Here is a 9821-nt window from a genome sequence, read left to right on the forward strand (position 1 = left end):
GTGTGTCGTGTTATTGGTTCGTGTGTAGTGTCGTTTGTTGTTTTGTTTTGGTGAAAAATGCTTAAAAAAATCCGATATAGGATATTTACACTAATTTATTGATCTTAAGCGGTGTTTTGTTCTACCATCGGCTTTGTAAAGAAACGCCGTTATTTCCAGCAAACACTCCTCAAGGGAAGGGACCGCTATGGCCGATACGTTCCAGAACGAGGTGCCTAAGGCACGCATAAACCTTAAATTAAGCCTGCATGCAGGAGGCTCGCAGAAAAAAGTCGAACTGCCGCTTAAACTCCTCACCGTCGGTGATTTCAGTAATGGCAAAGAGACCCGCCCATTATCTGAAAGAAAAAAAATTAACGTCAATAAAAACAACTTCAACAGTGTACTTTCGGAATTTAACCCGGAAGTAAATCTGAATGTTGAGAATACCCTCGCGGGGGATGGTTCCGAAGAAAATGTGAAACTGAGCTTCTCCGATATTAAAGACTTCGAACCTGAGCAGGTTGCCCGCCAGATCCCTCAGCTCCGCGCCATGCTGGCGATGCGTAATTTATTACGCGATCTCAAATCCAACCTCCTTGATAACGCCACTTTCAGAAAAGAACTCGAGAAAATTCTTAAAGACCCGACGCTGTCCCGGGAATTACGCGACGAAATGAGTGCACTGGCCCCGAAATAAGCGGCGTGCGTTATTTAATGGATTAACCGGGAATATGCTGATGTCTGTAAATACCGAAACCGCCTCCACTCAGGGGCAAACCACCGTACTGGAAAAAGAGGGCGTTTACGCCTCCCTGTTTGAAAAAATCAACCTGACCCCGGCCTCCAGTCTGGGTGATATTAACGCGTTTCTGGATGATGCGGCGCTCTCTGATGCCCCGGCAGGCGAGCGCCTGACGGCAGCGATGCAGGTGTTTATGGACTGCATCCGCAAATCCGGCGAGCCCGTGGAGAAGCTCGACAAGACGCTGATTGACCACCATATCGCGGAGCTGGATTTCCAGATTAGCCGTCAGCTGGATGCGGTAATGCACCACGAAGCGTTCCAGAAAGTTGAATCTCTCTGGCGTGGCCTGAAGCAGCTGGTGGACAGCACCGACTACCGCCAGAACGTGAAAACCGAAATTCTGGATGTCTCCAAAGACGACCTGCGCCAGGACTTTGAGGATGCACCGGAACTTATCCAGAGCGGCCTCTACTGGCACACCTATACCGCCGAATACGACACCCCGGGCGGCGAGCCGATTGGCTCGGTGATTTCTTCTTACGAATTTGACGCCAGCCCGCAGGACGTGGCGTTGCTGCGCAATATCTCGAAAGTGTCCGCCGCCGCGCATATGCCGTTTATCGGCTCCGTTGGCCCGGCGTTCTTCCTGAAAGACTCTATGGAAGAGGTTGCTGCGATTAAAGATATCGGTAACTACTTCGACCGCGCCGAGTACATCAAGTGGAAATCGTTCCGCGACACGGACGACTCGCGCTATATCGGGCTGGTGATGCCGCGCGTGCTGGGCCGTCTGCCGTATGGTCCGGACACCGTGCCGGTGCGCAGCTTCAACTACGTTGAGCAGGTGAAAGGGCCGGACCACGAGAAATACCTGTGGACCAGCGCGTCGTTCTCCTTCGCCTCCAACATGGTGAAAAGCTTCATCAATAACGGCTGGTGCGTGCAGATCCGTGGCCCGCAGGCGGGCGGGGCGGTGAAAGACCTGCCGATCCACCTGTACGATCTCGGTACCGGCAACCAGGTGAAAATCCCGTCTGAGGTGATGATCCCGGAAACCCGCGAATTTGAATTCGCCAGCCTGGGCTTTATTCCGCTGTCTTACTACAAAAACCGCGACTACGCCTGCTTCTTCTCGGCGAACTCCGCCCAGAAACCGGCCCTGTATGACACCGCCGATGCCACCGTCAACAGCCGCATCAACGCACGCCTGCCGTACATATTCCTGCTGTCGCGCATTGCGCACTACCTGAAGCTGATACAGCGTGAAAATATCGGTACCACCAAGGACCGCCGTCTGCTGGAGCTGGAACTCAACACCTGGGTGCGTGGTCTGGTCACTGAAATGACCGATCCGGGCGACGAGCTGCAGGCTTCTCACCCGCTGCGTGATGCGAAGGTCGTGGTGGAAGACATCGAAGATAACCCGGGCTTCTTCCGCGTGAAGCTGTTTGCGGTGCCGCACTTCCAGGTGGAAGGCATGGACGTGAACTTGTCTCTGGTCAGCCAGATGCCGAAAGCGAAAGCGTAAGGCGGGGGCAGGGATGAAAATTTATCGTCCGCTGTGGAATGAGGGGGCGCTGTTGTCTCCTCAGCAGTTCCAGCAACAGTCAGAATGGGAATCTTTTCGCAGTACAGGCGTTGCGGCTCTCGCCTCGCCGTTTGCGTGGGGCGTTGAGCAGGCTGAATTTGATGAAAGGCTGCTGGGTTCGGGCCTGATTCAGATTACACAACTGCGGCTCTGGCTGCCTGATGGCTCGCTGGTGGATACGGCAGTCAGCGATCTGCCGCCAGAACCGCGCGAGCTGGGGCTGGCGCAACATTCAGACGCAGTTACGGTGGTGATTGCCCTGCCGCTCATGCAGTCCGGGCTGAATAACGTGCAGCAGGAATCAGCTATAGCCGACCGGCCGCTCCGCTACCGTGAAGAGTGGGTGAATGTCCAGGATGCGTTTGGCAGCGAGGAGGAATCCGTCGCGGTCGCCCGCTTTAACCTCGCGATTCGTTTTGAACACGAGGATAACGCGTCGTGGCAGTGCTGCCCGGTTGCGCGTTTGATCCGTGACGGACAGGAATGGCGTCAGGATCCGGCATTTATCCCTCCCATGGCCTTGTTCTCTGCAAGCCCGGCGATGCGGGAAAGACTGGTGTTACTGAACCGTCAGCTTCGCTCACGTCGCCAGCGTCTGATGTCCATGCGCCGCGAGAGTAATGAGCGTCTGGCCGATTTCGCGGTGGCAGACGTCTCTCTTTTCTGGCTACTCAATGCACTGAACTCTCATGCGCGGGTGCTGACGGAATTTGAACTTTTTCCCGCCCGCCATCCGGAGCAGGTGTGGGCGGAACTCGCACGACTGGCGGGCAGCATGCTGACATTTTCTCTCGACAGCGATCTGGACGCTATTCCCGGCTATAACCATGCCGAACCAGAAAAAACGTTTCCGCCACTGTTTGAACTGATCACCGGCTTACTGGAAGCCAGTCTGCCGTCCCGCGTGATCGCGCTGGACATGCTTCGACCGGACGATCAGACATGGAAAGCCTCGCTGCACGATATCCGTCTGCGCGAAGAAGCCGATCTCTATCTGTCCGTCAGGTCTGACGTTCCCGCATGGCAGGTGGCAGAGAAATTCCCGGCGTTATGTAAGGCGGGTTCACCGGATGATGTGAATGCTATTTCCACCGTCGCACTGCAGGGGATCCCGCTCATTGCCGTTAACCGTGTGCCGGCAGCGTTACCGGTGCGGATGGAGAACCAGTACTTCGCGCTGGACATGGAGAGTGCCGGGGCGCGGGACATGCTGGAGCAGGGGGTATGCATGTTCTACGTGCCTGCCCTGCTGGGACGGCTTGAACTCGAACTGTTTGCGGTACTGCGATCATGAGAAACGACATTGATATTGATGAACTGATGGCGGAAACCTGGCTCACCGTCACCCTGCTTAAGCAGGGGGCAACAACGCCCGACGGGGATGTGCTGTATGACACCTGCTGTAAGCACGTGGAAAGCGTACGCGAGGCGCTGGATCGTGCGGGGTACGACGAGGCCAGCATCGGGCATATTTCCTACGCGCAGTGTGCGTTGCTTGATGAAGTGGTAATGAGCAGAAAGCCCGGTGAAAGCTCAGACGTTGAGGCTGGTCAGGCTGCCTGGCGAAAAGCGCCATTGCAGGCGCGTCATTTCGGATCCCTGTATGCAGGCGAAGCTCTCTGGGATCGTATCGCTGAAGTATTACGTCAGCCTGCGCCGAATATGGCCGTTCTGACCTGTTACCACCGGGTAATAGCACTGGGGTTCCGCGGGTTGTACAGCATGAGCTCAGTCAGCCAGTCTCAGCGGGAAGAGGTGATCAAAGCCCTTGCTGAGCGGGTGCCGCCTCTGGATGCCGGTATCTCTCTGGTGGTGCGCCGGACCGGAAAGCACCGCTCCAGCCTGCTGCGTTCCGTCTGGTTCTGGATTGCTGCGGTTGTTGTGGTCACTGGCATTGTGTGGTGGGGAGGGCATCTCTGGCTCCAGGCACTGTTGTCAGGGCAGTTACCGGAGTTGCCTCGCTAATGCGTAAATCAGTCATGGTCTCTCTGATATTCCACGTTCTGGCGGGTATTGCGGCGCTTTTATGGCTGCTGTGGGGATTCATTCCGGCAGACACGCTGTTTAAAGGCGGGATGACGGTGTGCATTGCTGCTCTGGTCTTCTGGCTGGTCTGGAGAAAAAGCCGCTCCGGCCAGATGATGGCGGAGGGTGAAACGTCCGTCTGTGAACTGCCGCTGCCTGATGCCGGGGGGCCTGTTGTTCTCGTCTGTGGGGATGAACTGGACGCATTATTCCAGGGACAAACACTGCGCAAAACCGCGCAGGGCTGGTGGCTGCGGGTGAATGACGTCAACAGGCTGAGCGACATTGTTCGCGATATTCACGAACAGCAGCCGCGTCAGACCGGACAGCTCTCTGTTATGTATTCCTGCCAGCCTGACAGACATCTGGATGAAGCCGTGCTACGCGCGTCCCTGAAAGCGTTGCGCCAGCAAATGAAGCAACTGAGTCAGATTGCCGGATTCTCTCTACCGGTGATTCTGAGCGGTGAGTTTTCCGGCCCCGCAACCCCGTGGCTTGTTGTGCGTGGCGACAAACCGGTTGTTTATCCGGCTGATGAGACGCCGCAGGCGCTGGATGACTGGCAACAGGAAAATCATCTGGCGCTGATGCCTGTTCTGCGGGAAGCCTTTGCTTTTATGCGCACCATTCTGATGGATGAGCTGGCGAAAGAAGATCGGCTTTTTCCGGCAGTTCATCCGTTTGCTGTCGCATTTCGAAGCGGTATGGCGTCTGTTGACACGGCTTCGCTGTGGTCGCATCACCTTTGTCGTCTGACGCATCTGATTTTACCGCAGGCAGCCGGAGCAGCGGGGGTATCAGGCCGTTTTCCTGATGCGGTATTACCCGTGCTTGCGCCTTACTGTGCTCCCGTACAGGGCGGGCAGCGAACTCGTCGCCTCGTTTTACTGGTTCTGGTATGCGTTCTGACTGCTCTCGGTTTTTCTGCCGCGAATAACGCGGCGCTGATTCGCCACGTCGGAACAGATTTGCAGCGCTGGTATGCCATTCCCATGAATCACTATGAGCCAAAAGCGCAGTCGCTTGCGGCGCTGAAACAGGATGCCCTTCTGCTGGAGCGCTGGCAACGGCAGGGGGAACCCCTCAGGTATGCGCTGGGTTATTACCCTGGCCAACGTTTATGGCTGGCGTTACAGAAGGCCATTGACACGTATATGCCCCCTTCGGCGCCTGCGCCAAAGTCACAGCCAAAAATCATCCGCCTCGACAGCATGTCCCTGTTCGATACCGGCAAATGGGCGCTGAAACCCGGCTCGACGAAGCTGCTGGTGAACTCGCTGGTCGGCATCAAAGCGAAGCCTGGCTGGCTGATTGTGGTGGCGGGCCATACCGACAGCACGGGCGACGACAAATCCAACCAGGAGCTCTCCCTGAAACGTGCTGAGTCCGTGCGGGACTGGATGCGCGACACCGGCGACGTGCCGGAGAGCTGTTTTGCGGTGCAGGGCTACGGCGAAAGCCGTCCTGTCGCCACTAATGACACGACAGAAGGCCGCGCGCTGAACCGCCGTGTCGAAATCAGTCTGGTGCCGCAGGCGAATGCCTGCCAGCTGCCGGGCAACACACTGGCGCCATCGCAGGATGATGGCGTCTCAAAAAATGAAATGGAGTAATTAACATGGCAATTCCTGTTTATCTGTGGCTGAAGGACGACGGCGGCGCGGACATTAAAGGTTCCGTGGACGTGAAGGACCGTGAAGGCAGCATCGAGGTGGTGGCGCAGGAGCATAACCTGTACATCCCGACCGACAACAATACCGGCAAACTGACCGGCACGCGTATCCACACGCCGTTCCTGTTCACCAAGGAAATCGACTCTTCAAGCCCGTATCTGTACAAGGCGGTGACCACCGGCCAGACCCTGAAGTCTGCTGAATTTAAGTGGTACAAAATCAACGACGCCGGCCAGGAAGTGGAGTACTTCAACACGAAGCTTGAGAACGTGAAGCTGGTGAAAGTGAATCCGCTGATGCATGACATCAAGGACCCGGCTTTCGAGAAGCACAACCATCTGGAACAGATTGAACTGCGCTACGAAAAAATCACCTGGACCTACAAGGACGGCAACATCATTCATTCCGATTCCTGGAACGAACGTACCACCGCCTAATCCTGATGCGGACAGGTTTGCCTGTCCGCCGTTTCTTTGCTGAACGTCTGCGATGACGGGCGTTCAGCAAAGAAAAATACAATCTGCCTGCCTGACCTTATGCGCTTTGGTGAACAGCGAGGGGCGGTAGCGTGTCCGGAACTGATAAAGAGAGAAGCTCATGGAAAATCCAGCCATCCTGTTACGCCGTCTTAACCCCTACTGCGCCCGCGCGATGGAAGGGGCGGCCTCCCTGTGCCAGACCCGGGCGCACGCGGAAATCCTGCCTGAGCACTGGCTGCTGAAACTGCTGGAGCAGGGCGAGGGCGACCTGACGGTGCTGGCCCGCCGCTATGAATGGGATATGGACGCGATATGGCAGGATTTACTGGCCTTTATGGATATGCTGCCCCGTTCGGTGCACAGCCGCCCGCAGCTTTCGGACAGCATTCAGGCCCTGATGCTGGACGCCTGGCTGCATGCCTCGCTGGCCGGTGAGGAGCACATCCGCAGCATTCACCTGCTGATGGTGCTGGTGGAAAAACCGAAACAGGTGCGCTGCGACGGCCTGTGGCCGCTGCTGACGCTGGCACAGAGCCAGCTGGAACGACTGCGCGGGCTTCTGGACGCGCAGTCGGACGAGCGCCCGGAGGTGCAGCAGGAAGCGGAACTTGCGCAGACTGGCGATGCGACGCTTACCGATGCAGAAATAAAGGAAGGCGAACTCAGCCCGGCGTTACAGAATGCGCTGGATAAGTTCACCCTCGACGTCACCACCCGCGCCCGTGAGGGTAAAATCGACCCGGTGTTTGGCCGTGACAATGAAATCCGCCAGATGGTGGATATCCTGTCCCGCCGTCGTAAGAACAACCCGATACTGGTGGGCGAGCCGGGTGTCGGCAAGACCGCCCTCGTGGAAGGGCTGGCGCTCAGAATTGCCGAAGGCAATGTGCCGGACGCGCTGAAGCCTGTCTCCGTGCGCACCCTCGACCTCGGCCTGCTGCAGGCGGGCGCAGGTGTCAAAGGCGAGTTCGAACAGCGCCTGAAAAACATTATCGAAGCAGTGCAGCAGTCGCCCACCCCGGTGCTGCTGTTTATCGACGAGGCCCACACCATCATCGGCGCAGGCAACCAGGCGGGCGGAGCCGATGCGGCCAACCTGCTGAAGCCTGCGCTGGCACGCGGTGAACTCAGAACCATTGCTGCGACTACCTGGAGTGAGTACAAGCAGTACTTCGAGCGCGATGCCGCGCTGGAGCGCCGCTTCCAGATGGTGAAAGTTGACGAGCCGGACGACGACACCGCCTGCCTGATGCTCAGGGGGCTGAAATCCCGCTACGCGGAACACCACGGGGTGCACATTACGGATGAAGCCGTTAAAGCCGCCGTCACCCTCTCCAGACGCTATCTGACAGGCCGCCAGCTGCCGGACAAGGCGGTAGACCTGCTGGACACCGCCTCCGCCCGTATTCGTATGAGCCTTGATACGGTGCCGGAGCCGCTGACCCGGATGAAGGCGCAGTTCACGGCCCTTGCCATGGAGAAACAGGCGCTGCTGGAAGATATTGCGGTGGGTAACAGCGCCCACGGCGAACGGCTTGCCGCCATCGAACAGGACGAAGTCCGCATCATCCTGCAGCTTGACGAACTGGAAACCCGGTACGGCCAGGAGCTGAGGCTGACGGAAGAACTTCTCGCCTGCCGTACAGATATCTCTCGCCAGACAGAGATAGCGGACCTGCAGACGCAGCTTACCGCCGTGCAGCAGAATAACCCGCTGCTGGGGCTGGATGTGGACGCCCGTACCGTCGCCAAGGTGATTGCCGACTGGACCGGCGTGCCGCTCTCCTCCCTGATGAAGGATGAACAGACGGAGCTGGTGAGCCTGGCACAGAACCTCGGCAGGCGCGTGGTGGGCCAGGACGCACCGCTGAACGCCGTTGCGCAGCGCCTGCGCGCCAGTAAAACGGGCCTCGCGCCGGAGAACGGCCCGCAGGGGGTGTTTCTGCTGGTTGGCCCGAGCGGCACCGGCAAGACCGAAACCGCGCTGGCGCTGGCGGATGAACTGTTCGGCGGCGAGAAATCCCTTATCACCATCAACCTCTCCGAGTACCAGGAGCCGCACACCGTCTCCCAGCTCAAGGGCTCCCCGCCGGGCTATGTCGGCTACGGCCAGGGCGGTATTCTAACGGAAGCAGTGCGCAAGCGCCCGTACAGCGTGGTGCTGCTTGATGAGGTGGAAAAGGCCCACCGGGACGTGATGAACCTGTTCTACCAGGTCTTTGACCGGGGTTTTATGCGCGACGGCGAGGGGCGGGAAATTGATTTTCGCAACACGGTCATCCTGATGACCTCCAACCTCGGCAGCGACCTTATCATGCAGATGCCGGAGGCGACCGAAGCCGGCCTGCATGAACTGCTGCGCCCGGTGCTGCGCGACCACTTCCAGCCTGCGCTGCTGGCGCGTTTCCAGACGGTGATTTACCGTCCGCTGGGACAGGCGGCGATGCGCACGATAGTCGGGATGAAGCTGAATCAGGTGAGTCAGCGTCTGGCGCGCCATTACGGTATGAAGACCGATATCAGCGAAAGCCTGTACGACACACTGACCGCCGCCTGCCTGCTGCCGGACACTGGTGCGCGCAACGTTGACAGCCTGCTGAATCAGCAGATATTGCCGGTACTTAGCCAGCAGCTGCTGACGCATATGGCGGCGGGGCAGAAGCCGCAGCACCTGACGCTGGGCTGGGATGAGGAAGAGGGGATTGTGATGTCATTTGACGAAGGAGCGGGCGTATGAACAATTCTTTAATAAATGATGCGGCGAGCCTGGTACAGCAACTGCCGGGCCAGTCCCGCTACCGGGTCGATGTTCATGAGTGCCCTGAATTTCTTGATGTGCTGAAATTCAGTTCGGTTGAATCCCTCAGCAAGCCCTGGCGGTATGATATCTCCGTGACCTGCTCCACACCGGATATCGCAAGTGCAGCCGTGCTGTTAAAACCTGCATCCTTTACTTTTCAGACCCCGATGTTTGACGGGGCGCCGGCTGTCCCCGTGCGTACCGTGTATGGCGTGGTTTCGTCGTTTGAACGTATTTCCACTTCAAAAGAGGATACCGTTTACGAACTGGCGCTGGTCCCGCGTATCGCCCTGTCAGGTCATACGAAGGGCTGTGAAATTTTCCTCAATCAGTCCGTGACTGAAGTCGTGGAAAAGGTGCTGCGTAAGCACGGGCTGGAAGGGGCGGACTTTGAGTTCCGTCTGTCCCGTGAGTATCCGGCGCGGGAGCTGATTACCCAGTGGCGGGAAACCGATCTTGAGTTTATTGAACGACTGCTGGCCGAAGTGGGTATTTTCTGGCGTTTCGAAATGGACAGCCGCCTTGAGCA

Annotated in this window: 8 protein-coding genes; all 8 read left to right on the forward strand. The window is 57.7% G+C overall.

What is annotated here, in order from left to right:
• Positions 1-187 precede the first annotated feature (187 nt).
• Entirely contained in the window at positions 188-679 is a 492-nt protein-coding gene (gene tssB, locus IM284_RS22530) for a type VI secretion system contractile sheath small subunit (RefSeq protein ID WP_193055945.1), read from the forward strand.
• 40 nt (positions 680-719) lie between these two features.
• Entirely contained in the window at positions 720-2255 is a 1536-nt protein-coding gene (tssC, locus tag IM284_RS22535; protein ID WP_047368764.1) for a type VI secretion system contractile sheath large subunit, read from the forward strand.
• Between the two features lie 13 nt (positions 2256-2268).
• Positions 2269-3609, forward strand: coding sequence for a type VI secretion system baseplate subunit TssK (gene tssK / locus IM284_RS22540; RefSeq protein WP_047368675.1), 1341 nt, complete (start codon positions 2269-2271; stop codon positions 3607-3609).
• On the forward strand, positions 3606-4280 hold the full coding sequence (gene tssL, locus IM284_RS22545; protein ID WP_047368674.1) for a type VI secretion system protein TssL, short form: 675 nt from the start codon (positions 3606-3608) through the stop codon (positions 4278-4280). The genes tssK and tssL overlap by 4 nt, the downstream gene beginning before the upstream one ends.
• Positions 4280-5953 carry an OmpA family protein gene (locus IM284_RS22550; RefSeq protein WP_047368673.1) on the forward strand — a complete coding sequence of 558 codons (1674 nt, stop codon included), beginning with the start codon at positions 4280-4282 and terminating at the stop codon, positions 5951-5953. The genes tssL and IM284_RS22550 overlap by 1 nt, the downstream gene beginning before the upstream one ends.
• A gap of 5 nt (positions 5954-5958) precedes the next feature.
• Positions 5959-6450 carry a type VI secretion system effector Hcp gene (gene hcp, locus IM284_RS22555; protein ID WP_047368672.1) on the forward strand — a complete coding sequence of 164 codons (492 nt, stop codon included), beginning with the start codon at positions 5959-5961 and terminating at the stop codon, positions 6448-6450.
• Positions 6451-6610: 160 nt separating this feature from the next.
• Positions 6611-9229 carry a type VI secretion system ATPase TssH gene (gene tssH / locus IM284_RS22560; protein ID WP_193055946.1) on the forward strand — a complete coding sequence of 873 codons (2619 nt, stop codon included), beginning with the start codon at positions 6611-6613 and terminating at the stop codon, positions 9227-9229.
• A partial coding sequence (locus tag IM284_RS22565) for a contractile injection system protein, VgrG/Pvc8 family (protein WP_193055947.1) occupies positions 9226-9821 on the forward strand: 596 nt, incomplete at its 3' end. The genes tssH and IM284_RS22565, both read left to right, overlap by 4 nt.

The organism is Enterobacter cloacae complex sp. P12RS (assembly GCF_014895875.1).
GTDB lineage: Bacteria > Pseudomonadota > Gammaproteobacteria > Enterobacterales > Enterobacteriaceae > Enterobacter > Enterobacter bugandensis.

Coding starts and splice junctions, on each gene's coding strand:
- hcp (WP_047368672.1), top strand. CDS start 5,959: ATGGCAATTCCTGTTTATCTGTGGCTGAAGGACGACGGCGGCGCGGAC.
- tssH (WP_193055946.1), top strand. CDS start 6,611: ATGGAAAATCCAGCCATCCTGTTACGCCGTCTTAACCCCTACTGCGCC.
- tssL (WP_047368674.1), top strand. CDS start 3,606: ATGAGAAACGACATTGATATTGATGAACTGATGGCGGAAACCTGGCTC.
- tssK (WP_047368675.1), top strand. CDS start 2,269: ATGAAAATTTATCGTCCGCTGTGGAATGAGGGGGCGCTGTTGTCTCCT.
- tssC (WP_047368764.1), top strand. CDS start 720: ATGTCTGTAAATACCGAAACCGCCTCCACTCAGGGGCAAACCACCGTA.
- tssB (WP_193055945.1), top strand. CDS start 188: ATGGCCGATACGTTCCAGAACGAGGTGCCTAAGGCACGCATAAACCTT.
- IM284_RS22550 (WP_047368673.1), top strand. CDS start 4,280: ATGCGTAAATCAGTCATGGTCTCTCTGATATTCCACGTTCTGGCGGGT.